Here is a 21,928-nt window from a genome sequence, read left to right on the forward strand (position 1 = left end):
GCCCATGATGACGCACCCAATGCACCGCGTCGTGTCGTTCGCCATCGTCGGCCCTCACGAACTCGACATCACCTTCGAAGACGGCGTCGTCCGCCGCATCAACTTCCTGCCGGTGCTTGAAGGCGCACTCTTCGGACCGCTGAAGGACCTGAGCATTTTCAACGCGGTGTCGTTGAGCGAAGAGGGCTACACGCTGGTCTGGCCGAACGGCGCGGACTTCGACCCGGCCACCTTGCACGACTGGCCGGAGGTCGAAGCCGAATTCATCCAGATGGCCCAGTCGTGGGCCAGCCACAGATTGAACACAGATTAGACGGCGACCAGGAACGCTGACAACGTATTGACTGCCGTACCTTCAGCTTGCGACGTACGCAGATTCTGCGCGTTGGCTGAACGACCGCAACGCGAATCGCTCGACAAAACACGCGATCACGCTCGGGCATGCGTCCTGCTCCTACTTCGTCTCGGAGGCTCGTATGGACGATGGTAGGATCGGCGATGAGATGACGCTGGAAGGCATCGCGAAGCAGCTTGAGGGAATTCGAGAGGAACTCAAGGGGGCCCGCTCGGACGTCAAGGCGGTCGACGGCAAGGTCGACTCGCTCGACCACAAGATGACGATCGAGTTCGAGGAGACCCGGCGCGTGGTCAACCTCGGGTTCGAGAACGTCCAGATGCTGGACGAGAAGGTTGACCGTCGCTTCAACGAGACCGATCGCGCGCACGCGGACCACAAGTCCTTGCTCGAAGCGGCCTTTGTCGGCCTCAGCCGTGACGTCAAGCGCGCGACCCGGCGACGCGCCGGCTCATAGCGCCGCCGGCCGCAGATGAAGACCGCATCTGTTTAATCGGTGGCTAATCCTGTGGCCGGGCTAAGATCGATCTCGTATGTCGCACTTCGGGCAGGTTCGGTTCTAAGTGGCCGTCCGCTTCATCCTCACCCCCGTCGTCATCGTCCTCCTGTCGTCGGTGGCGGCGGCGCAGACCGTCGAGATCCTCGGCCCGCCCGCGCCCATCGCGCCAGCCGTGTTCGCCAAGGACGACCACAACCGCATCACGCTTCGCGCCACGCGGCTGACCGCGCCGCTCTCGCTCGACGGCAACCTCGACGAGGCCGTCTACCGCGAGGTGACGCCGATCGATCACTTCATCCAGCAGGAACCCAACGAAGGCACGCCCGCCACCGAGCGGACGCTGGTGTGGCTGTTCTTCGACGATGACAACTTCTACGTCAGCGTGAAGTCGTTCGACTCCGCGCCCGAGCGGCTGGTGGCCAACGAGCTGCGGCGCGACAACTTCAACATCTACCAGAACGACAACATCTCGATCAGCATCGACCCGCTCTACACCCGCCGCAGCGGCGTGTTCTTCCAGACCAACGCGCTGGGCGCGCAGCGCGACCAGGAGATCCAGGACGAGCGCAGCAACAACAACGACTGGAACACGATCTGGCGGACGCGGTCGCGCATCCTGGACGACGGCTGGTCGATGGAGTTTGCCATCCCGTATTCCTCGCTGCGCTTTCGCGAAGCGGGACCGCAGGTGTGGGGCTTCAACCTGCGGCGCGTGATCCGCTGGAAGAACGAACACGTCTCGATCGCGCCAATCCCGGCCTCGGCCACCACGCGCGCGATGTACAAGTTCGACATCATGGCCACGGTGGTGGGCGTGGAGACGCCGACGGTGCGCAAGCCCATCGACGTCAAGCCTTACGCGATTGCCGCGAGCACCACCAACCTGGCGGCGACGCCGGCGTTCCGCAACGACCTGTCGGCCGACGCCGGCTTCGACGTGAAATACAGCCTGACCAACAGCCTGGTGGCCGACCTCACCGTGCGCACCGACTTCGCGCAGGTGGAAGAAGACCAGCAACAGGTGAACCTCACGCGCTTCAGCCTGTTCTTCCCGGAGAAGCGCGACTTCTTCCTCGAAGGACAGGGGCTGTTCAGCTTTGGCGGCAGCCAGACATCCGGCGGCGGCGGCGGACAGACCTCGGCGCGCACGTCAACGCCGAGCCTGACACCGGTGGTGTTCTACAGCCGGCGGATTGGACTGGGAGCCGGCGGCGAAGTGCCGATTCTTGCCGGCGGACGCGTGGCCGGGCGCGCGGGGAAGTTCAGCATCGGGTTGCTGAGCATCCAGACCGAAGCCGCCTCCGCACAAGGTGCGTCGGCGGGCCAGGGACTGCCGTCCACCAACTTCTCGGTGATCCGCCTGCGGCGCGATGTGCTGCGGCGGAGCAACATCGGCTTGATCGCAACGCGGAAGACGCCGATCGACCAGGCGGCCAATACCGTGCTGGGGGTGGATGCGAATTTCTGGTTTTTTCAGAATGTGGTGATGACGGGGTTTTATTCCCAGTCGCAGAATGGTCCGCCTAAAGGCGGACGCCACATTCCGGCCGGCGACCGGAGCAGCTACCGCGGCGAGTTCGAGTACGCGCCCGACATGTACGGCGTCAAATACGAGCACCTCGTCGTCGGGAGGGACTTTCAGCCGGAAGTGGGCTTTCTGCGGCGGTCGGCGTTCCGTCGCAACTACGGCAGCGCGCGGTTCAGCCCTCGCCCCGGGGCTGACCATGCCGTGCGGCGGCACGTGTTCGAAACCGAGTTCGACCACATCACCGGCACCGACGGCGTGCTCGAAACCCGGGAAGCGAAGGTCTCGTACCGTGCCGAGCTGCGCGGCAACGATCAGTGGGGCGTCGACTACTCGCGCAACTACGAGTTCCTGCGGTCCGGATTCAACGTGGTGCCGGGCAAGCTGATCCCCGCCGGCGCGTACCGTTTCGGCGACTTCCGCACCACCTACGTGCTCGGGCCGCAGCGGCGCATCTCGGGCAGCATCTCCGGCGGCACCGGCACCTTCTACGGCGGGCATAACACCGAGATCGGCTACCGCGGCATCGCCGAGATCTCGAAGCGCTTCAACGTGGAACCGGGGATCACCGTGAACTGGATCGACATCCCCGCAGGTACGTTCACCACGAAGGTGGCGAGTGCGAGGACGACGTACATGTTCTCGCCGTACATGGCACTGAGCGCGCTGGTGCAGTACAACTCGACCGCGAAGTCCCTCGGCTCGAGCGTCCGCTTCCGGTGGGAATACGCGCCGAGCAGCGACTTCTTCGTCGTCTACAGTGACGGCCGGGATACCAGGATTGGGGACAGATTTCCCGGGTTGCAGAACCGGACGTTCGTGGTGAAAGCGACGAGACTTTTCCGGTTCTGATTTCCACAGGAGATCAGGAGAAATACAGACAGGAGATCAGAAGGTCAGGAGAAACCAGATCTGTCTTCTCTTGAACTTCTAATCTCCTGTTTCGCCGAATCTGGACGACAGGCAATAACGCAGGGCGGGTTAGCCGCTGCTCATCAGCCGGCGGCCGCTGCCCGCCTTGAAGTTCTTCTGCCCCAGCTTCTTGCCCTCGGGCTCGCCCATCATCTTGTTGAGGATCTTCTCCTGGGGTGGCGGCTTGCGATGCTTCTTGCCGGGCGCATCCACGGGTCCGCGGCTCTGGCGCGGGTTCACCGCGGCTGCGGCCTTCGCGGTCGCTTTCGGCTTGGCGCCGGCCAGCCGCGCCGACCGGCTTGCGGCGTCCACGTGCTGCAGCAGGTCGGTGGCCACGTCGCGGATTCGTCCCACCTCCTTGCGGAGGTTTTCGCGATCGAGCCAGCCATCCGCCTTGGCGCGGACCGTTCCCAGGAACCATCCCAGTTGCTCCGCGAGCGCAACGACTTTCTGCTCAACGACATCGGGCGCCGGCTTGCCCGCTGCCTTCGATGCCGCTTTTGATACCGCCATGATCAGCCTCCCTGGGGTAATCCCATGCAGCCATTGTGCCGAAGGGAGCCGGGCCCTGGATGTGCGGTTTGGCACACCCAGAGCTGCTGCACCGCCACGAGGTTGACGCCGGCGGCGTCCACCACATCGATCATCCTCTCGCTGACGCCCAGCCCGAACGCGACGCGGAAGTCTTGCGCCACCGGACTCGTGTGGCGGATGCCATCAGCCTGCGTGATGTGGCTCCAATGGAAGAATGAGGGGGCCAAGAACCCAGCCATGCACCCAACTCGAGCATTCCCGGCGGCGAATTGTTCCCCCGCCTCGGCTTTGGCGCGACGGGGGGCGTCTGCAATCAAAATCGGGGCCAACCGTCCAGAAGGACTACAATAGGGGGATGCTGCTGACCCCGAAAGACATTGGCGCCCTCGTAGAACACACGGTTTGGCAGCGAGGCAAGGTACTCGACGTCACCCCGCCCTACGCCATCATTCACTTCACCTCACTCGCCGGCACGCCGCAGGGCCCCGAACGCAAGCTTCGTGAAGACACTCCGCAGATTTCGCGTTCGAAGGTCCAGAGCGACCCCGAGTTCGACCTGATTGGCACCGGCGGCAAGCCCAAGAAGTCGAAGAGCAAGGCCAAGGCCAAGGGCCTGGTCCATCACCTCGACGAAGCCATCGCCTGGTTCGAGAAGACCTACCCCGACAAGTTCGAAGACGAGAAGTTCGTGGATGCCGACCTGCGCAACAAGCGCGCGGCGCACGACGTGTTCGTCGCCAACTTCGGCGGCAGCCGCGGCCAGAAGCTGATCGACCAGGGCAAGCACGCCGAGATCGCGGATGTGCTGGACGCGCTGTTCAAGGCCACCAACATCCCGTCCACGTTCGAAGTGAAGGCCGTGCACAAGGGCCTGAAGAAGGGCGAGCACGCCGGCACGCAGATTCTCGAGACGGCGCTGGCGTTCATCGCCAAGCCGGATTCGGTCAAGTTCGCGGCGCTGTTCGAAGCCGTGGCGCAGCTGCCGTCTGACGGCGGCAAGGTGCTCACCTGGCCCAACATCACGCTGCTGCCGTTCCTGGCGGATCCGAAGAAGTTCATGGCGCTCAAGCCGACCAACACCGAGCTGATGGCGGCGCGCATGAACTTCGACCTGCGCTACACGGCGACGCCCAACTGGCCGACGTTCGACGCCATGCAGCGCATGAGCCAGTTCCTGCTGCAGCGGCTGGAGAAGATGGGCGCCAAGGACATGTTCGACGTCCAGGCGTTCATGTGGGTCACCCGCGACCTCACCTAGGCTGATTGTTTGGAGCTTCCGGCCCCTATAATGGCGCCGGAGGCTCCATGACCACTCTTGGTCGCCGTCAGTTTCTCGCTGGTGCCGGCACGCTCGCCGCGGCACTTCCCACTACAACCTTTGCAGGCCCGCTCCGGCTAAAGCCGGAGGCTACATCTCATGGGCCGGAGGCTACATATCAGGCTGCTCGGACCGGGATATTCCCGGCGTCTGTGCGCGCCGACTTCCCGTCGGTGCTGCGCGAGACCTACCTGAACTCCGCCGCCATGCATCCGGTGGGCACGTTTGCCGCGGATGCCATCAAGCAGGTGGTGGACTTCCGCCTTTACGGCCCCGGCGAGGGGCGCAGTGACTTCGGGGCCGCGAAGCAGGACGAGCTCAAGAAGAAGTTCGGCGCGCTGATCAACGCCTCCGCCTCAGAGATCGCCTACACCGCCAACACCTCCGACGGCGAGAACATCGTCGTCATGGGATTGGATCTTCCCAGGCGCGGAGGGAACATCGTCATCGACGAGCTCCACTTCACGAGCTCGCTGTACATGTACAAGGAGCTCGCAAAGAAAGGCGTCGAGCTCCGCATTGTGAAGCACAAGAACTGGGCGATCGATCCGGAAGACATGGCGAAGGCCATCGACAAGAACACGCGCCTGGTGTCGCTGGCACTGGTGTCAAACGTCAACGGCTTCATGCACGATGCGAAGAAAGTAAGCGCGATCGCGCACGCGCGCGGGGCGCACGTGTTCGCCGACATCATCCAGGCGGTGGGCGCGATGCCGCTCGACGTCAAGGCGCTCGGCATCGACTTCGCCGCCGCCGGCACCTACAAGTGGCTGATGGGTGAGCGCGGCATCGGCTTCCTCTACGTCCGCGAAGACCTGCAGGGCACCGTGCTCCCGACGACGAGGTATGGGCACCGGCAGGTGACCAACTTCAACCGCGCGCAGTTGTCGTGGGAGCCGCTGCCCGGCGCCGCGCGCTACGAGACCGGCGGCATTCCGGTGATGATGGCGGCGTGCGTGAATGCCGGCATCGACTACGTGAACAAGTGCGGCATCCCGAACATCCGCGCGCACGCGAAGCAGCTGACCGATCGCCTGCAGAAAGAGCTGCCGCCGCTCGGCTACAAGGCGCTGACGCCGATGGGCACGGAGACGCCGATCGTCGCCTTCGAGCTGAAGGACGCGGCGGCGACCGCGAAGGCGCTGCAGGCGGGCAAGGTGGCCGGGACGGTGATCGCCAACGAGAACCGCCTCCGGCTGGCGGTGTCGGTGTTCAACACGCACGAAGACATCGACCGCACGGTTGCCGTGTTGGGCGGCAAGAGTTCGTCGATGTAGCTGAACGGCGCCTATTGGCGCTAGACTCAGGGGATGCGCGGCCGCGGTCTCATTCTCGGCGCCATGTTCGGCCTGCTCCTGTTCGCCGCCGCTCCCAGCGGCCAGCAGCCGGCATCCCCCGGCCCTTCCAGTGTTGACGGCGAGATACTCGTCAGGTTCAGGAGCGACACGCCGGCGGCCCGGCGTGATTCGCGGCTGACGGCCGTCGGCGGACGGCGCATTCGGCGCTTCGAGGCGATTGACCTCGACCACGTGCGCATCCCGGGCGGACGCGGCGTGGACGAGGCGATCAGCGCGTTGCGCGCCAGCGGCGACGTGGTGTCGGCGCAGCCCAACTTCGTTCGCCACATCACCGCCGCGCCGCCGCCCAACGACTTCTTCTGGGTCAACGACACGGCCTACGGTTTCTACGGCCTGAAAAAGATCCGCGCCGACCAGGTGTGGGCCGCCTACACTACGGGCAGCAGCGCCGTCGTGATCGCCGGCATCGACACCGGCGTGAAGTACACGCATCCGGACCTGGCCGCCAACATGTGGACCAACCCGGGCGAGATTGCCGGTAACGGCGTCGATGACGACGCCAATGGCTACATCGATGACGTCTACGGCATCGACACGTTCAACCACGACAGCAACCCGATGGACGACCACGGGCACGGCACGCACACCGCGGGCACGTTCGGTGCCGTCGGCAACAACGGCCCGGGGTTCGCCACCGGCACGGGCCTCGTCGGCGTGAACTGGACCGTGAAGATCCTGGCGTGCAAGTTCCTGAACGCGGCGGGCAACGGCACCGACGCCGGCGCCATCGAGTGCTTCAACTACATCACCGCGCTGAGGAATCGCGGCGTCAACATCCGCGTGAGCAGCAATAGCTGGGGCGGCGAGCGCGACCTGCTGGCGCCGTTCCCGCAGGTGATGAAGGACGCCATCGACGCGGCGGGAACCGCCGGCATCATCAACGTGTTCGCGGCCGGCAACGGCGGCGCCGACGGCGTGGGCGATAACATCGACACGGTGCCGTTCGACCCGGCCAGCTTCACCTCGCCGAGCATCGTCTCGGTGGCGGCGTCAGACGCCAACGACAACCGCGCCGGCTTCAGCAACTACGGCGCGACCTCGGTAGACCTGGCGGCTCCGGGTGTCGGGATCCTGAGCACGTGGAACGGTGGCAACTACACCTGCTACGGGAACCCCTGCGGCTACCAATACTCGAACGGCACCAGCATGGCGGCGCCGCACGTGGCCGGCGCGGCGGCGCTGTTGATCGCGCAACAGCCGGCGCTGCCGGTGAGCGGCGTGAAGTCGGTGCTGTTGAGCGGCGCGGCGCCGGTTCCCGCGTGGAGCGGCATTGTGGCCACGGGTGGGCGCCTGGACGTATTCGCGGCGGCGAACCTCGTGGCGGCGAACACGCCTCCCAGCGTCACCATCACCAGTCCGGCGCCCGGCGCCACGTTCATGGCTCCGGCCTCGATCACCATCACGGCGAACGCCACCGATGCGACGGGCACCGTCGCGAAGGTCGAGTTCTTCGCCGGGGCCACGCCGCTGGGGATCGATACGACCAGCCCGTTCAGCATCATCTCCTCGGGGATGCCCGCCGGCAGCTACGCCCTTACAGCGAAAGCCACCGACGATCTTGGCGCGGTCTCGACTTCGGCCGCCGTGCCGATCACCGTCTACCCAACTTCCACGCCGTCGATCATCCTGTCGGGCTCGAGCCTGACGTTCGTGAAGCAGCTGGTGGGGACGACGAGCGCCGTGTCGCAGTCGGTAAGCATCACCAACAACGGGCCCGGCCCGCTGGTGTTCGGCAGCTTCAACGGCGCGCCGCCGTCGAGCAGCTTCAGCGTGGGCGGCGGCGACTTCCAGGTGCAGACCGACTGCTCGCTCACGCCCGCGGGCCTCGCACCCGGCGCGTTCTGCACCTTCACGTTCCGGTTTTCACCCACGGCGGCCGGCCCGCGCGCGGCCACCTTGTCGATCGGCACCAACGCCGCGGGAGCCCCGCACGCGATTGGCTTGAGCGGGACGGCGTTCGTCGTGGATGAACCCACGGTATCGCAGACCATCGCCAGCGGCGGCGCCCGCCAGCAGGCGCTGCAAAACGCCGACGGCGGCTGGTACTTCGAGGTCACCGACACGCACTGCGGGCTTGGCCCCGGCGTCTCGTGCGGCAACATCATCGGCGTCACCGCGCTCAGCCTGTTGAGCACGTACGAGCGGAACGGCGATGCGGCGACGCTGACCGCCGCGGTCGCCGCGGGCAATCGGCTGATCGCCGAGTTCAACTCGGCGCCGGCGCTGCCGCCCTATAGCCAGGACCTGGAGTTCCTGGTCGCCCTCTCTGAAGCGACCGCGGATCCGCAATACGCCGCGCTCGCGGCGACGTGGTTCCAGAACATCCCGGCCGCGTTCCCCAACGCCGCCGACCGCGTGGACTGGAGCTTCACGCGGCGGGACGGGCAGCGCATCCGATCGCTGGCGGTGTGGGACCTGGCGTCGCTGATCAGGACGGCCAAGGCGGTGGGCCAGGCCGACTACGCGCTGGCGGCCGCCGTGCGGATTCGCGATCGCGAAGCGGATTGGAAAGACGTGGATCCCGCGCATCGATGGGACCAGTGCGAGCTCGCCGCGGGATGCGGCCCCGCCGACAACCCGCGGGCGTTCGACTACACGCTGATCGGCATGGGCTCGCTGCTGTGGGCGATGCACGACCTGCCGGGGTTCGACGCGCAGATTTCCGATTACCGCGCGCACCTGCTGGCCCAGCAGGACGCGGAGGGGTCGTGGGACGCGGGCAACCTGCAGATCACGTCCTACGTGGTGATGGGACTCGGCGCCGTGGGCGGCGCCGGCACCGCCATCCAGTCGGCGGTCGCGTACTTCATCGCCAACCAGCTGCCGTCAAACGGATTTCCGTTCACCGTCACCGGCGGCGTGGCGGGCGGTGAATACACGACGGTCAACGCGGAAGTGGTCCGCGCGGTGGCCACGTTGTTCAGCACGCCGGCGGGCTCCAGCGTGCAGGTCGCGCCGGCCCAGTTGTCGCGGGTCACGTTCAGCCGGGTCAAGGCGCCTGGCGCCACCACCGTGGTCGCGCGCCGGAACGCGGCCCCGGCCCAGCTGCCGAAACGGTTCACGCTGGTGAGTGGACTCTCGTACCAGGTCAGCACCTCCGCCACGGTCAGCGGCCACATCACGGTGTGCCTGGCGGTGCCGTGGGCGGCGACCACCGGCGCGCGTGCGGACGTCCGCCTCCTCCACCTCGAGAGTGGACGGTATGTCGATCGCACGATTGGCAAGAGCCCGTCGGCGGCCGAGTCAACGTCGCCGCAGGTGTGCGCGCGGGTGAAATCGCTGGATGGCTTCGCCGTGGCGCTTCGCAAAGACCGGCCCTAGTTAGAGCGCACCGTAAGCGGTGTAGTTTTTTCCAGAGCTTCCCTTCGTGGCGTAAGCAATCACACAGAGTGCGTAGGATTCCGCTCCCCGGAGTGCAGACATTACGTACTTGTCGCTAAAATGACGAAAATCGACCGATAAATCTGGTCGTTAGGCGCAATGTGACTGGAACGCCGATTGCACGGAATTTTCGTGGTCCGAATTTCAGGAAGGCTATTCGTGTTCGAGAGCGCGGCGCCCGCATCACTCACGGCCATTCATCTCGCCATGGCGATCTTCCGGCGTCACCGTGCCTCCGGCCGGTCCGTCTTGAGCCCGTTCGTCCTGCCTTCGTTCCTGTTCGCGGTGGCGCCGTGGCTGTGGCCGACGCCCCTCGGCCTGGCGGCCGCGCTCGGCGCGCATCTCGTCTGGCTGGTCGTCTGCGAACGGCTGGCGCCGCCGGTCACGCCGGCTCGGGCGCGTGCGCCGGGCCCTCGGCCGGCCGCCCGCGCCTCGCGACCCGCCACGCCCGCCTTCGCGACCACGCCGGTGCTCGCCGTGCTGGACGAAGCAACGGACATCAAGACTTTCCGCCTCGCCCGGCCGGAAGGCTTCACGTTTTCGCCGGGTCAGTTCCTGGCCGTGCGCGTGCTGATCGACGGCAAGCCGCACGTGCGCTGCTACTCGATCAGCTCGGCGCCTCATGCCCAGGGCTACCTGGAGATCTCGGTGCGCCGGCAAGGCCTGGTGTCGGGCACGCTGCACGCAACGATCCGCGCCGGATCCACCCTCACCATCAACCGTCCCGCAGGTCAGTTCCTGTACCCGCAAGGTGACGATCGTCCTCTGGTGTTGATCGCCGGCGGCATCGGCATCACGCCGTTGCTGTCGATGCTCCGGCACGCCGTGGCCGCGGACCCGGCCCGGCCGGTGACGCTTTTGTATTCGGCGCGCGGCGAGCACGACGTCGCGTTCCACGGCGAGCTCCGCGTCCTGGCCGAACGCCATCCGCATGTGCGGGTGGCAATCACGCTCACGCAACCCACCGAACCGACGCGGCTGCGCACGGGCCGCCTCGATGCCGACATGCTGCGACAGCACGTGGCGTCGCCGCTGCACTCGATCTTCTGTCTCTGTGGCCCGGGCCCGATGATCGAGGACGTTCGTCTCGCGCTCGGGGCCATGGGCGTGCCGGCCGGCCAGGTGCGATTCGAGCAGTTCGAAACCGCGATCGCGGCGTCACAACTGAACGCGACCATCGCCGCACCCGCGGCGTCGGCCGCGGATGCGGTGCAGGTGACGTTCGCCGACAGCGGCCGGACGGTGTCGGCGCCGTGCTCGCGCACGCTGCTCGAAACCGCGGAGGCTGAGGGCGTGGCCATGGTCTCGTCGTGCCGGTCCGGCGTCTGCCAGTCGTGCCGCACGCGGCTCAAGTCCGGCGATGCCGACTGCCGCTCCGACATTCTCGACGCCGACGACCGCGCGGCGGGCTACATCCTGCCGTGCGTGACGTGGCCGACGGCTGACTGCGTGCTCGAGGCTTGATCATGCCCGCCCCCGCGCCCAAGCGCGCATTGTCCACGGTGCTGGTGCTGGCCGGGGTGTTCTGCACGGTGGTGGTGGGCACCGTCCTCTGGTACTTCGACGGCTGGACCTACTACCGGACTCCGCTCGCGGGCCGCGGCTACCTGCCGATGCACCGGCTGCTGCGACCGTCGGGCACGCTGGGCCTGCCGCTCGGCGTGGCCGGCGCCGTGGCCATGCTGTCAACGCTGCCGTATGCGGTGCGGAAGCGCTGGCGGCCGCTCGCGCGCCTCAGCACGACGCCCAAGTGGCTCGAGGTCCACATCTTCTTCGGCATCGTCGGGCCGGTGCTGGTGACGCTGCATACCGCGTTCAAGTTCAACGGCGTCATCTCGGCGGGCTACTGGCTGATGGTCGCGGTGTGGTCCTCGGGGTTCGTGGGGCGCTACCTCTACGTCCGCATCCCGCAGACGATTCGTGGCGCCGAACTGTCGCGCGACGACATTGCGGAGGCCCTGGCCGCGACCAGGTCCACGGTGGCGGGCGTGTCACTGCCGCCGGCGGCACGGGCGGCGCTCGACGAGTTCGACCAATCGGTTGAGCCGACGCCGGAGCCGCCGGGCCTGGCCGATCTGTTTTTCGGCGAGCTGCGCGTGCGCACGCGCCTGTTCGCGATCCGGCGCCAGCTGCGCGAGGCCGGCGTCGACGTGCATGCCATTCACACGCTGGTGTCGCGCGCCGCCGAGCACGCCACCCTCGGGCGCCGCATCGCCCACCTGCAGCGCACGCGCCGGCTGTTCGAGCTGTGGCACGTCTTCCACCGCCCGCTCGTGGACGTCATGTTCCTGATCGTGGGCCTTCACGTGGCGATTGCGGTGTACCTCGGGTACGCGCAGGTGCTCCTGGACTGGTGATGGGCGGGCGATGGCGACCGAAGCAGTGGTGGATCGTCCTGGCGACGGCAGTTGTGTTGCACCTGGCGGCGCCGACCGAGGCGTCGGCGCAGTTGGGGGCGCTGGTGTCGCCTGGCCACCTGCACAAGACCCACGCCGCCCTCGAGGGCGTAAGCAACTGCCTGCAGTGCCACTCGCGCGGGCGGCAGGTGGCGCCCGAGAAGTGCCTGGCCTGCCACAAGCCGATTGCGGAACGCATCGCCGCGAAGAAAGGCATCCACCGCAACGTGACCACCGACTGCGTGACGTGCCACGTCGAGCACGCCGGGGTGGATGCGGAGCTGCGGCCGTTCGACCAGCAGAAATTCGACCACGCGCGAGACGCCGCATACCCGCTGGACGGCCTGCACGCGCCGCTGGCCGCCAATTGCGCGGCCTGCCACAAGACGCGGTCGTACCTGTCCCTCCAGACCGCTTGCGCATCGTGCCATGCGGACCCGCACAAAGGGACGCTCGGCCCGCAGTGCTCGACGTGCCACGGCACGGCGGTGAAGTTCACCGCCGCGACCACCTCGTTCGACCACGGCAAGACCGCGTTCCCGCTGACGGGCGCGCACGGCAAGGTCGCCTGCGCGTCGTGCCACAAGGAGAAGCGCTACAAGGGCATCGCCTTCGCGTCGTGCAGCAGCTGCCACACCGACCCGCACCGCTCGACGCTGGGGACCGCGTGCGCGACGTGCCACACCGAGGCATCGTGGCGCACCAGCAAGGTCGATCACGCGCGCACGGCGTTCCCGCTGCGCGGCAAGCACGCCACGGTCGAGTGCGCGAAGTGCCACGTCAAAGCGGCCGCCACGGTGAAGCCCCGCGCCGACACCTGCGCGGCCTGCCACACCGATCCGCATCGCGGCGCCTTCAAGCAGGACTGCGCGTCGTGCCACACCGAGTCCACCTTTCAGAAGGGCACCTTCGATCACGCGGCCACGCGGTTCCCGCTCGCCGACAAGCACACCGGCCTGCAGTGCGTGGCGTGCCACAAGACGGCGCGTCCGGCCGCCAACGACTTCCGCGGGCTGAGGGCGAACTGCGATTCGTGCCACACCGACGTGCACCGCGGCGAGCTGGGGCTGTCGTGCGAGAAGTGCCACACGGCCAGGACCTTCGAGGTGAAGACGTTCGCGCATGCGAACCAGCGGGCCCTCTTCAGCGGCCAGCATGCGCCGCTCACCTGCGCGCAATGCCATGTCAGCACGATGCAGCCCACTCGCACGGCCGCTGCCATTCCGGCGTTGCGTGTCGGCTACACGACGACGGGCACGGCATGCGTGTCGTGCCACAAGGACCCGCACCTGGGCCAGTTGAAGAGCACGTGCGAGACATGCCACACGGTGGACACGCCGAAGTTCGCGGTCCAGGGCTTCGCCCATGCCACCACGGCCTTCCCGCTGACCGGGAAACACGCGCCGCTGGCGTGCGAGGCCTGCCACAAGGTGGAAACGGGCGCGTTCCCGTCGGGACCGGGGACGGCACGCCGCTTCACCGGGGTCGGCACCACGTGCGTGGCCTGCCACAAGGATCCGCATGGCGGGCAGTTGGACCAGGCCTGCCAGTCGTGCCACACCAGCGACACCTTCGCGCTGCCGCGCTACACCCACAAGCGGGCGCGGGAACTGCGCGAGTTCTTCACGGGACGGCATGCCTCAGCGACCTGCGCGGCGTGTCACAAGCCGCTGCCCGGCACGCCGGCCGGATCAAAACCGGTGGCTGCGTACAAGGTGGCGACCACGTGCACGACCTGCCACACCGACGTGCATCGCGGCGCGCTGGGGTCCGCGTGCGCCACCTGCCACAAGCCTTGAGGAGGAGCAGATCATGATTCACGCTTTTCGCCTTGTCCTGCTCCTGTTCGGTGTCCTGCTGTTGCCGGCCTGGCCTGCCGCCGCGCAGTTCGAAACGCCGAACCGGCAGTTCCACGACCAGAGCACGTTCCGTCTCGAAGGCCGCCATCTTGGCGTGGCCTGTGAGTCGTGCCACCTCAAGGGCGTCTACAAGGGCACGCCCAACAAGTGTTTCGACTGCCACTGGACGCGCCGGCAGGACGATCGCTTCCGCCTGCAGCTCGGCTCGCAGTGCGAGCAGTGTCATCGTCCGGTTGGCTGGACCGCGGTGCGCTTCGACCACGGCGCCTTCACGGGCATGCCGCTCAGCGGCGCGCACCAGCAGCTCGGCTGCGTCTCGTGCCATCACACCAACAACTTCCGCCAGTCAGACAGCGCGTGCGTGACGTGCCACCTGCAGGACTTCCAGTCGGCGCGCGAGCCGAACCACGTCGCGGCGGGGTTCCCGACCACGTGCGAGGCGTGCCATCGCGCGAGCGACACGTCGTTCAACCAGGCGACGTTCAATCATCAGGCGTCGTTTCCCCTGGTCGGCCAGCACGCCACGCAGGCCTGTGCGTCGTGCCACAAGGGCAACGTGTATCGCGGCACGGCGCGGGATTGTGTCGGGTGTCATCGCGCCGCCTACGACCGCACCACGTCGCCGCCGCATGCTGCCGCCGGGTTCCCGACCACGTGCGAGACGTGTCATCGCGCCACCGACCCCAGCTTCCGGGGCGTCGCCTTCAATCACGCGGCGATCTTCCCGCTGGTCGGCCAGCACGCGCAGCAGGCGTGCACGAGTTGCCACATCAACAACGTCTATCGCGGCACCGCCCGCGACTGCGTCGGCTGCCACCGGGCGGCCTACGATCGCACCACCTCGCCCCCGCACGCCGCCGCCGGGTTCCCGACCACGTGCGAGACGTGTCATCGCGCCACCGACAGCAGCTTCCGGGGCGTCGCCTTCAATCATGCGGCGATCTTCCCGCTGGTCGGCCAGCACGCGCAGCAAGCGTGCAGCGCCTGTCACGTGAACAACGTCTATCGCGGTACGGCCCGCGACTGCGTCGGCTGCCACCGGGCGGCCTACGATCGCACCACCTCGCCCCCGCACGCCGCCGCCGGGTTCCCGACCACGTGCGAGACGTGTCATCGCGCCACCGACAGCAGCTTCCGCGGCGCTGGCTTCAATCACGCCGCGATCTTCCCGCTGGTCGGCGTCCACGCGCAGCAGGCATGCACCTCGTGCCATCGCAATAACGTCTACCGCGGCACCGGCCGTGAGTGCGTCGCTTGCCATCGATCCAACTACGACCGCACGACCTCGCCCGCCCATGCGGCGACCGGCTTCGGCCTGACCTGCGAGACGTGTCACCGCGCCTCCGACACGACCTGGCGGCAGGGTACGTTCGCGCACCGCTTCCCCATCACGGGACGGCACAACACCCCCTGCTCGAGCTGCCACCAGGCCGGCCAGCCGTCGCAGAACTTCACGTGCCTGACCTGCCACGAACACTCGCAATCTGAAATGGACAAGGAACATCGCGGCCGCGCCGGCTATCGCTACGAATCGCGCGCCTGCTACAGCTGCCACCCGAACGGGCGGAGTTGAGGTGACGAGGTGAACATGACCTTCCGCACGCATGCATTGAGGGCCGGTGTCGTGATGCTGGTGGCGGCCACGCCCGGGTGGGCGCAGTCGCCACCGCCTAAACCGGACGCCCGGGTGTCGTTCTACGTGACGACGACGCGACGGAGTCCGGACGGCGGCGACAGCAGCAACGCCTTTGACTTCGCCACCGCGTTCACGTTCAGGACGCCGGATGTCGAGGGCAGCGGCCTCGAGGCCGGCGTGGACGTGCGGCACACCGGCTACAGCGCATCCGAGCGCCCCGACCGCGTGTCGCTCTACGACGGATACGTCGGCGCGCGCCTTGGCGACCGCGGCCAGTTCCGCATCCGCGCCGGGCACATGTGGCTGCCAGACCTGGGCACCGCCGGCTCGCTGGCGGGCGGCCTCGCCGAGTACCGCAGCGCCGCGGCCGGCGCCGAGCGCCGCCTGATCGCGGGGGGCTTTGCCGGCACCGAACCCCTTGGCTACCAAACCGGCTACGCCGACGGCGTCACCAAGTTCGGCGGCTATGTCGGCCTCGAAAGCGGCTTCCTGCGGCGCCACGTCGTCGGGTTCACGAACATCCGCCATGGGTCGCTCACCGAACGCTCGATGCTGAGCGTCACCAACTACATTCCCGTCGGCACGTCGTTCTTCGCTTACCAGGCGCTCGAATACGACCTCACCGGGCCGGCTGACGGCGCCGCCAAGGGCGGCCTGTCGTACTTCCTCATGAACGCGCGGGCCTCCGCGGGCCCGAAGGTTGAACTACAGGGCACCTACAACCGCGGGCGCGCCCTCGACGCGCGGCAGCTCGCGGACGACGTGATCAACGGGCGCGCGCTGAGCGCCACGGCGGTGGACGGCCTGCGGTATGAGAGTGCCGGGGGCCGCATCAGCGTGAAGGTGGCGCCCCGGGTGGAAATCTACGGCGGCTACGCCCGCGACAAGAACAACCGTGACGATGCCACGACGGGGCGGCTGACGGTGGGCGGCTACGCCAGCAACCTGTTCGGAACGGGCTTCGACCTCTCGGGGTCCGACGCTCGCATCGACCGCCCCACCGGGCCCTATCACTCGCGCTACCTCTCCATTGGCCACACCATCGGCCGTTCGGTGTATGTTGCCGGCGACTACTCGACGTCGCTGGCGGTCGTGCGCTTCCTGCGCAGCGATGGACTGGTCATCGAATCGCGTCCGTGGACGCGGCGGCTGTCGGCCAACGTTTCGGCCACCATCAACCGCCAGTTCTCGGTGATGGGCAACGTGGACTACACGATGGATGAAGGCCTGCACGAGCTTCGGGTGATGACCGGGATCACCTACCGGATGCGATAGGACCCACCAATGAGACGCGTGTGCATCGTCATCGGAATCGCCCTTGGCACCGGCGCCAGCGCCGCCGGCCAGGCCGTCGCGCCACCCGCGGGGGAGCCTGCCATGGTGCGGGCGGCGGGCATGGCGTTGAACGACGGCGCGCTGCCGCCGGGCACGCTGACCGTGCGAGTGGTGCAAGGCGCGTTCACCGGTGACCTCACCGGCACGATGGTGGATCTCGACGTGACCGGCCAGGCGCCGCTTCACGCGCCGGCCAAGGCGCAGGGCCGGGCCGAGTTCGCGCACCTGCCGATCGGCGCGGAGGTACGCGCGTCAGCGATCGTCAACGGCGAGCGGTTGCAGTCGGATGCGTTCCGCATGCCCGCGGAATCGGGCGTGCGCATCCTGCTGATCGCGGGCGCCGGCACGGCCGGCGCGAGCGCCGCACCGGCGGCGGCGCTTCCGCCCGGTCATCCCGCGGTCGAGGCCACGCCCGCTCCGGCCGCAGTGAGCCCGGCTGCTCCGGCTGCCGACCAGCAGGGGGTCGTGATGGTGAGACGCGCCGTGATCGCGATGACGGCACTGGCATTCGCGGCGGTGTTCGCGCAGTGGTGGCGCCGGCGACGCCGCAGCAGGACCAGCGGCGACGTGACGCAAGTCGGTGCCTGACGCCGGGTTCAGCGTGCCCTGAGCGAGGCGGGAATCGGCCACTTGACGCGGCCCTCGCGGTCGGCGATTCTCACCACGAGCTCGGCCTCGGTGGCGCTCGCGTCGAAGAGCGGCGCGCCATCCGGGTGACGAAGCGGGAACACCACCCAGAAGCGGTCGTAGTCGTAATTGCGCCGGAGCACGCCGGTCAGAGCCTTTACGTCCCGCAACTGCGGACGACCCTCGCCGCGTACTGCGCGGGCCTCGGTGCCGCGAGCCGTGGCCGGTTGCAGGAACGCCGACCAGTCACTTGGGATGACGCCCGAGCCCTCTCGTGGATCGATCTCCACCATCACGACGGTGTCGCCCACCGCCTCGGCCTCGGCCACCATCGCCCGGGCCTCCTCGTTCGGCAAGCGCTGGCTGATCTGCAGCACGCGCGCGGTGGCGCGGATGACGTCGCCCGTCATCCACGTCGCCGCCAGCTTGTAGTTGTAGGAACGTTCGGTCTTGAGCAGCCGCGTGTCGAAGATGCCGCCGACGCGCCCCTGTACATAGGCGGCCTTGCCGATGGCCTGCGCGCGCGGCGCATCCCACGACAGCCACGGCTGGTCGGCGCCCTGGGCGAAGCCCAGGACGCCGGTCAGCACGGCGGCGATGGCGGCTGCCTTCACTTGGCGAGTCGGCGCGTGATCACCACGATCTCGCTGCCGCCCAGCGCGGTCTTGCCAACCGTCAGGTCGACGGCCTGGTAGCCGGCGTCGGTGAGCTCCTTCAGCTCCTTCTCCAGCGTTGACGTCTTGCTGGTGGCGACGAGCTTGTACTCGTAACGCGGCGTCGCGGCGGCGGAGCCCTTCTGGACGATGGCGACGGTTTCCTTGCCGCCGAAGAGGCTTTCGAACACGGTCTGGCCCACGGCGTGGAAGCCGGCGTCGCCCGCCTCCTGCAGTTCCTTCTGCAGCGTGGAGGTCTTGCTGGTCGCGAGCAGGCGATAGCTGTAGGTGTTCTTGTCGTCGGCGGCCTTCTCCACGAGCACGACCACTTCCTTGCCGCCGACGGCGGTCTCGCCGCCCATCACCGCGACGAAGCGGTAGCCGGCCTCCCCCGCCTCCTGCATCTCTTTCTGCATCGTTGACGTCTTGCTGGTCGCGAGGATCTTGTAGCTGCGGGTCTGCGCGAGCGCGGGAGCGGCAACGGCCAGGCACATCATGGCCGCGAGAGTAGTCGTCACTAGTCGATTCAAGGAGGCCTCCGGGACAGATTACTACGGACGAGGTCCGACAGCAGTTGCCATGGCTCCATAATGGCTCCATAATGGAGCCATGGGAAAGACCGTGACCTTGTCAGTGAAGAACGTGCCCATCGCTGTCGCCAAGCGGCTCAAGGTGCGGGCCGCGCGCAACAACCGGTCGCTACAGGGCGAGCTCCAGTCAATCCTTGAAGAGGCAGGGCACGTCACGACGCTGGGCGATCTGGCGGCGCTGGCCAAGAGGCTGGGCCTCAAAGGTGTCGACGGCGAGTCTGTCCGGATGATTCGGGAAGATCGGGATGACCCTCGTCGTTGACGCCTCGGCGGTGGGGGCCGTGCTCTTCAACGAAGCGGATGGGGCAACGGTTAGCGCGCACACCGAGGGCGAAACGCTGATCGCTCCCCATCTGATCGACTTTGAGCTGGCCAATATCTGCTGGAAGCGCATTCGCCGCGAGCCGAAGGATGGCGCGGCCCTGCTGACCATGCTCACCGGCCTCGTCCACGTGAACATAAACCGGGTGGCTGTGCCGGCGACCGAGGTGGCTGCCTTGGCAGTGCGAACGGGACTCACGGCTTATGACGCGAGTTACCTGTGGCTGGCACTCTCGAGAGATCTCGAACTGGTAACGCTGGACAATCAGTTGGCGCGCGTCAATCAAGCGATGCGGGAGCGCTTCGTCTGACTACGGACCCGTTGGCGGCGCCGCCGGCAATGGCTCGCTCCCGGGCGGCGGCTCGATCTCGAACGTGTTGAGCGTCATCGCCACCAGCGTGTAGTAACCGAGCAGGCCGACCAGTTCGACCACGCCTTTCTCGCCGATGGCGGCGACCGCGCGCGCATATTGGTCTGCCGGCACCTGGCAGCGCGTCATCAGCGCCGCCGAGAACTCGTAGACGGCGTGCTCATCCGCTTCGGAGAAGTGCGGCTGTCGGCGCGCGGCGATGTCGTCGATGACGCCTTCGTCGAGCCCGGCCTCGAGCGCTTCGGCCCGGTGCACGGCCCATTCGTACTGCGACGTCCAGTGGCGGGCGACCACGAGGATGGCCAGCTCCGACAACCGCGGCGGCAGCGTCGTGGAATAGCGCACGAACTCGCCCAGGTGCTGGGCGCGGCCCGCCAGTTCCGGGCTGCGGAGCCACGCCATCACATTCGCCGGCGCGGTGCCGCGGCGGCCGGCCACCGTGGCGTCGTAGACGCGGCGCTGGTCGGCATCCATCTGCTCAACGATTGGAAATGTCAGGCGCGCCATAGGGCCCTCAGCATGCGAAGCAGCGCGATGCCGCTGACCGCCCAGACGACAGCCCATACCGTGGCTTGCGAGGTCAGGCCGTAGAGCGCGCTGCCGGCGCCGAACAGCGTCGCGTAAACGAAGGTGCAGCCGAGGATCCAGCCGAGAAGCTGCTGCGGCAGGCTGTCGGGCGACGGGCCGACGCCGGCCTTCCGTGAGATGTCTCGCCAGCCGGGACCCGCCGGGCGCACGAGGCGATAGAACGCCACGAGTGTTTCCTCGCTCTCGGGCCGTGTCAGCAACGTCGCCCCCACCCACGCCACCGTGGTGACACCAACCGTCACGAGCAGCACGATGTTGGCGCCCACGGCGTAGCCCATCTTCCCGGCGACGAAGAATCCGACGGCGACGACGAACGACACCGCCATGGCGGCGATCTCGCTCCAGGCGTTGATGCGCCACCAGTACCAGCGCAGCAGATAGAGCAACCCGGAGCCGGCGCCGATCGAGAGCAGCAACTCGAAGCTCGATCGCGCGGATTCGAGGAGGAACGTCATCCCCGCGGCCAGCAGCATCAACAGCGCCGTGACGAGGCGGCCCATCCAGACGTAGTGACGCTCGCTGGCGTCGTTCCGGAAGAAGCGTCGATAGAGATCGTGGACGAGGTACGACGTGCCCCAGTTGAGATGCGTGGAGATGGTGGACACGTAGGCGGCGAGCAGGCCCGCGACCATCAAGCCCAGGAAGCCCGCGGGCAGAAATGTGAGCATGGCGGGATACGCCATGTCGTGGCCGATCATGGTCGGCTCGAGGTACGGGAACGCCCTGGCGATGTCGGAGAGCTGCGGGAACACGAGCATCGACGACAGGGCGACGATGATCCACGGCCACGGGCGCAGCGCGTAGTGGGCGAGATTGAAGAAGAGGGTGCCGCCGAGGGCATCCCGCTCGCTCTTCGCCGCCAGGATGCGTTGCGCGATGTAGCTGCCGCCACCAGGCTCCGAGCCCGGGTACCACACCGACCACCACGAGATGGTGAGCGGCAAGACCAGGACCGATAGCGTCAGCGTCCAGTCATTGAAGTCTGGAAGCAGCTGCAACGTCGACGGCGGGATCTGCGCCATCAGGCCGGACAAGCCGCCGACCTGCGGCTGCTGCAGCGCGAAGTAGGCGGCCGACACCGACGCCACCATGGCGATGACGAACTGGAACACGTCGGTAATGAGCACGCCCCACAACCCCGCGATCGACGCGAAGGCCACGTTGATCACCGCGCAGATGGCGAGCGTCTCCCACATCGGCCAGCCGAGGAGCACGTTGGCGATTTTCGCCGCCGCCAGGTTGACGGTCGCCATGATCACGATGTTGAAGAACAGGCCGAGGTAGACGGCGCGGAAGCCGCGCACCGTGGCGGCGGCCCTGCCCGAATAGCGGATCTCGTAGAACTCGAGATCGGTGAGCACGCCCGACCGGCGCCACATGCGGGCGTAGAAGAACACCGTGCTCATGCCGGTGAGCAGGAACGCCCACCACACCCAGTTGTTGGCGACGCCGTGCTCGCGAACCAGGTTGGTGACCAGATTGGGCGTGTCGGTGCTGAAGGTGGTGGCCACCATCGAGCCGCCGATCAGCCACCACGGCGCGGCGCGGCCGGAGGTGAAGAATTCGGTGGTGCTGGACCCCGCCCGGCGCATCAGGTAGATGGCGGGCGCGAACGACAGGGCGATGGAGACGAGGACGATCACCCAGTCGAGGGTGGTCAGCTGCATGGC

20 protein-coding genes are annotated in these 21,928 nt (G+C 67.4%); 14 read left to right on the top strand and 6 right to left on the bottom strand.

Features of this window, described 5'->3' with window-relative positions:
• Positions 1 to 4: 4 nt before the first annotated feature.
• From WC815_16495 to WC815_16505, 3 genes are all read left to right on the top strand, one after another.
• A complete protein-coding gene (locus WC815_16495; GenBank protein ID MFA5910383.1) occupies positions 5 to 313 on the top strand; it encodes a DUF2442 domain-containing protein in 309 nt (102 codons plus the stop codon).
• 163 nt (positions 314 to 476) lie between these two features.
• Positions 477 to 812, top strand: a complete 336-nt coding sequence (locus WC815_16500) for a hypothetical protein (GenBank protein ID MFA5910384.1) — start codon at positions 477 to 479, stop codon at positions 810 to 812.
• Between the two features lie 106 nt (positions 813 to 918).
• Complete coding sequence (locus WC815_16505; protein ID MFA5910385.1) at positions 919 to 3,231, top strand: DUF5916 domain-containing protein; 2,313 nt, start codon at positions 919 to 921, stop codon at positions 3,229 to 3,231.
• Positions 3,232 to 3,360: 129 nt separating this feature from the next.
• Here WC815_16505 and WC815_16510 read toward each other — a convergent pair whose 3' ends face one another.
• Complete coding sequence (locus tag WC815_16510; GenBank protein ID MFA5910386.1) at positions 3,361 to 3,804, bottom strand: hypothetical protein; 444 nt, start codon at positions 3,802 to 3,804, stop codon at positions 3,361 to 3,363.
• A gap of 2 nt (positions 3,805 to 3,806) precedes the next feature.
• Entirely contained in the window at positions 3,807 to 4,064 is a 258-nt protein-coding gene (locus tag WC815_16515; GenBank protein MFA5910387.1) for a hypothetical protein, read from the bottom strand.
• Positions 4,065 to 4,180: 116 nt separating this feature from the next.
• Between WC815_16515 and WC815_16520 the strand changes: the two genes are divergently transcribed.
• From WC815_16520 to WC815_16560, 9 genes are all read left to right on the top strand, one after another.
• Complete coding sequence (locus WC815_16520; GenBank protein MFA5910388.1) at positions 4,181 to 5,083, top strand: hypothetical protein; 903 nt, start codon at positions 4,181 to 4,183, stop codon at positions 5,081 to 5,083.
• A gap of 212 nt (positions 5,084 to 5,295) precedes the next feature.
• Positions 5,296 to 6,420, top strand: coding sequence for an aminotransferase class V-fold PLP-dependent enzyme (locus tag WC815_16525; protein MFA5910389.1), 1,125 nt, complete (start codon positions 5,296 to 5,298; stop codon positions 6,418 to 6,420).
• 33 nt (positions 6,421 to 6,453) lie between these two features.
• Entirely contained in the window at positions 6,454 to 9,822 is a 3,369-nt protein-coding gene (locus WC815_16530) for a S8 family serine peptidase (GenBank protein MFA5910390.1), read from the top strand.
• A gap of 219 nt (positions 9,823 to 10,041) precedes the next feature.
• Positions 10,042 to 11,346, top strand: coding sequence for a 2Fe-2S iron-sulfur cluster-binding protein (locus WC815_16535; protein ID MFA5910391.1), 1,305 nt, complete (start codon positions 10,042 to 10,044; stop codon positions 11,344 to 11,346).
• Positions 11,347 to 11,348: 2 nt separating this feature from the next.
• Positions 11,349 to 12,239: a hypothetical protein gene (locus WC815_16540; GenBank protein MFA5910392.1), complete on the top strand. Its 891-nt coding sequence runs from the start codon at positions 11,349 to 11,351 to the stop codon at positions 12,237 to 12,239.
• The gene (locus tag WC815_16545) at positions 12,239 to 14,077 is read left to right on the top strand and encodes a cytochrome c3 family protein (protein MFA5910393.1); all 1,839 of its coding nucleotides are present in this window, start codon (positions 12,239 to 12,241) and stop codon (positions 14,075 to 14,077) included. The genes WC815_16540 and WC815_16545 overlap by 1 nt, the downstream gene beginning before the upstream one ends.
• Before the next feature lie 13 nt (positions 14,078 to 14,090).
• Positions 14,091 to 15,710, top strand: coding sequence for a multiheme c-type cytochrome (locus tag WC815_16550; GenBank protein MFA5910394.1), 1,620 nt, complete (start codon positions 14,091 to 14,093; stop codon positions 15,708 to 15,710).
• Positions 15,711 to 15,725: 15 nt separating this feature from the next.
• Positions 15,726 to 17,048 (top strand): hypothetical protein, encoded by a 1,323-nt coding sequence (locus WC815_16555; protein MFA5910395.1) that lies wholly within the window; start codon positions 15,726 to 15,728, stop codon positions 17,046 to 17,048.
• Between the two features lie 9 nt (positions 17,049 to 17,057).
• Entirely contained in the window at positions 17,058 to 17,696 is a 639-nt protein-coding gene (locus WC815_16560; GenBank protein ID MFA5910396.1) for a hypothetical protein, read from the top strand.
• An 8-nt stretch (positions 17,697 to 17,704) separates the two neighbouring features.
• Here WC815_16560 and WC815_16565 read toward each other — a convergent pair whose 3' ends face one another.
• Both WC815_16565 and WC815_16570 read right to left on the bottom strand, forming a co-directional pair.
• Positions 17,705 to 18,349 carry a hypothetical protein gene (locus tag WC815_16565; GenBank protein ID MFA5910397.1) on the bottom strand — a complete coding sequence of 215 codons (645 nt, stop codon included), beginning with the start codon at positions 18,347 to 18,349 and terminating at the stop codon, positions 17,705 to 17,707.
• Positions 18,346 to 18,906 (bottom strand): hypothetical protein, encoded by a 561-nt coding sequence (locus tag WC815_16570; GenBank protein ID MFA5910398.1) that lies wholly within the window; start codon positions 18,904 to 18,906, stop codon positions 18,346 to 18,348. Before WC815_16570 ends, WC815_16565 begins: the two co-directional genes overlap by 4 nt.
• 91 nt (positions 18,907 to 18,997) lie before the next feature.
• Here WC815_16570 and WC815_16575 point away from each other — a divergent pair, with 91 nt between their 5' ends.
• A complete protein-coding gene (locus tag WC815_16575) occupies positions 18,998 to 19,240 on the top strand; it encodes a hypothetical protein (protein ID MFA5910399.1) in 243 nt (80 codons plus the stop codon).
• Positions 19,224 to 19,610: a type II toxin-antitoxin system VapC family toxin gene (locus WC815_16580; GenBank protein ID MFA5910400.1), complete on the top strand. Its 387-nt coding sequence runs from the start codon at positions 19,224 to 19,226 to the stop codon at positions 19,608 to 19,610. Before WC815_16575 ends, WC815_16580 begins: the two co-directional genes overlap by 17 nt.
• Here WC815_16580 and WC815_16585 read toward each other — a convergent pair whose 3' ends face one another.
• Complete coding sequence (locus tag WC815_16585; GenBank protein ID MFA5910401.1) at positions 19,611 to 20,177, bottom strand: carboxymuconolactone decarboxylase family protein; 567 nt, start codon at positions 20,175 to 20,177, stop codon at positions 19,611 to 19,613.
• Positions 20,165 to 21,925 (bottom strand): sodium:solute symporter family protein, encoded by a 1,761-nt coding sequence (locus WC815_16590; protein ID MFA5910402.1) that lies wholly within the window; start codon positions 21,923 to 21,925, stop codon positions 20,165 to 20,167. The genes WC815_16585 and WC815_16590 overlap by 13 nt, the downstream gene beginning before the upstream one ends.
• Positions 21,926 to 21,928 lie beyond the last annotated feature (3 nt).

Source organism: Vicinamibacterales bacterium (assembly GCA_041659285.1).
GTDB lineage: Bacteria > Acidobacteriota > Vicinamibacteria > Vicinamibacterales > UBA2999 > 12-FULL-67-14b.

What these genes read in the sequence shown, in the direction of transcription:
- WC815_16495 (MFA5910383.1), top strand. Translation starts at nt 5, where the DNA reads ATGATGACGCACCCAATGCACCGCGTCGTGTCGTTCGCCATCGTCGGC.
- WC815_16500 (MFA5910384.1), top strand. Translation starts at nt 477, where the DNA reads ATGGACGATGGTAGGATCGGCGATGAGATGACGCTGGAAGGCATCGCG.
- WC815_16510 (MFA5910386.1), bottom strand. Translation starts at nt 3,804, where the DNA reads ATGGCGGTATCAAAAGCGGCATCGAAGGCAGCGGGCAAGCCGGCGCCC.
- WC815_16515 (MFA5910387.1), bottom strand. Translation starts at nt 4,064, where the DNA reads ATGGCTGGGTTCTTGGCCCCCTCATTCTTCCATTGGAGCCACATCACG.
- WC815_16520 (MFA5910388.1), top strand. Translation starts at nt 4,181, where the DNA reads ATGCTGCTGACCCCGAAAGACATTGGCGCCCTCGTAGAACACACGGTT.
- WC815_16530 (MFA5910390.1), top strand. Translation starts at nt 6,454, where the DNA reads ATGCGCGGCCGCGGTCTCATTCTCGGCGCCATGTTCGGCCTGCTCCTG.
- WC815_16540 (MFA5910392.1), top strand. Translation starts at nt 11,349, where the DNA reads ATGCCCGCCCCCGCGCCCAAGCGCGCATTGTCCACGGTGCTGGTGCTG.
- WC815_16545 (MFA5910393.1), top strand. Translation starts at nt 12,239, where the DNA reads ATGGGCGGGCGATGGCGACCGAAGCAGTGGTGGATCGTCCTGGCGACG.
- WC815_16550 (MFA5910394.1), top strand. Translation starts at nt 14,091, where the DNA reads ATGATTCACGCTTTTCGCCTTGTCCTGCTCCTGTTCGGTGTCCTGCTG.
- WC815_16555 (MFA5910395.1), top strand. Translation starts at nt 15,726, where the DNA reads ATGACCTTCCGCACGCATGCATTGAGGGCCGGTGTCGTGATGCTGGTG.
- WC815_16560 (MFA5910396.1), top strand. Translation starts at nt 17,058, where the DNA reads ATGAGACGCGTGTGCATCGTCATCGGAATCGCCCTTGGCACCGGCGCC.
- WC815_16575 (MFA5910399.1), top strand. Translation starts at nt 18,998, where the DNA reads ATGGGAAAGACCGTGACCTTGTCAGTGAAGAACGTGCCCATCGCTGTC.
- WC815_16580 (MFA5910400.1), top strand. Translation starts at nt 19,224, where the DNA reads ATGACCCTCGTCGTTGACGCCTCGGCGGTGGGGGCCGTGCTCTTCAAC.
- WC815_16585 (MFA5910401.1), bottom strand. Translation starts at nt 20,177, where the DNA reads ATGGCGCGCCTGACATTTCCAATCGTTGAGCAGATGGATGCCGACCAG.
- WC815_16590 (MFA5910402.1), bottom strand. Translation starts at nt 21,925, where the DNA reads ATGCAGCTGACCACCCTCGACTGGGTGATCGTCCTCGTCTCCATCGCC.